The sequence below is a fragment of the Vibrio sp. Y176 genome (assembly GCF_033438945.1).
This window is the reverse complement of sequence record NZ_JAWOQS010000795.1, coordinates 1-605: the sequence shown is the minus strand read 5'-3', so window position 1 is coordinate 605 and position 605 is coordinate 1. Positions and strand designations below refer to the sequence as shown.

1 protein-coding gene is annotated in these 605 nt (G+C 44.3%); it reads right to left on the bottom strand.

Annotation, left to right across the window (positions count from 1 at the left end):
• The coding region (locus R7O13_RS28705) for an ATP-binding cassette domain-containing protein (protein ID WP_318305439.1) at window positions 1-530 on the bottom strand (530 nt) is incomplete at its 3' end.
• Between the last annotated feature and the right edge of the window lie 75 nt (window positions 531-605).

Below are 605 nucleotides of genomic sequence, written 5' to 3'. Positions count from 1 at the left end.
CGGGCAAGACCGACACGCTGCTTCATACCACCTGATAGTTCATCAGGAAACGATTCAGCGTAGGTATCTAATCCAACTCTCTGCAACGCTGATAATGCACTTTCGTGGCGAGCAGTCACATCGACGCCTGCGAGTTCCAGGCCGAAAGCGGCATTTTCTATCACCGACATGTGGGGCATGAGCGCAAAATTTTGAAAAACCATTGAAATGTTGTTCCGACGAACTTCGCGCAGTTCTTCTTCGGAGATGTGAGCAATGTCTTTCCCTTTGAGGTAAACACTGCCTTTGGTGGGTTCAATGAGTCGATTGAGAAGTCGAACGAGAGTGGATTTTCCTGAGCCAGAGAGACCCATAATGACAAAAATCTCGCCTTCATTGATGGTCAGAGATACATCGTTGACGCCAACGGTTAAGCCAGTTTGTTCAAAAATATCGTCTTTATCAACGCCTTTTTCGATGAGTGAGAATGCTCGCTCCGGAGCTTCTCCAAACACTTTATACAGTCCCTTAACTTCCAGTATGGGATCCATGTTAATTGTCCTTTGTTATGTGTTTATCACGAGTTAACGTTTTGTACTCTAATTAAATTGATGAAAGTTTTCAAA